Raw genomic sequence first — 322 nt, forward strand, 5'->3', positions numbered from 1 at the left:
CACCCAGGCGCCGTTGCTGTTTGTGGAAGTTCAGCAGTTGCATTTGCAGCGGTGTGCTTTCGGGCACGAAATACGGCTCGTAGCAGGCCCCGTGCAGCGCCTCCAGGGTCAACTCGGCCTTGGGCAGCAAATGGCTGATCAGCTTGGTGTTGAGGATCGCCTCAACCTGGTTGATGTCGTTGTGGTACACCGGCAGGCGGGTGTGGCGGCTGACGATCAGCTGTTCGATGATGCGCTCGATCGGCTCGTCGAGGTTGATGCCGTCCACTTCGCTGCGCGGCACCAGGATGTCGTTGACGGTGACCTTGTCCAGCGCCTGCAG

Annotated in this window: 1 pseudogene; it reads right to left on the bottom strand. The window is 61.2% G+C overall.

Annotation, left to right across the window (positions count from 1 at the left end):
* Positions 1 to 322, bottom strand: a pseudogene (locus GYA94_RS26670) (transporter); the annotation flags it as partial.

The organism is Pseudomonas juntendi, from assembly GCF_009932375.1.
Classification (GTDB): Bacteria; Pseudomonadota; Gammaproteobacteria; order Pseudomonadales; family Pseudomonadaceae; genus Aquipseudomonas; species Aquipseudomonas juntendi.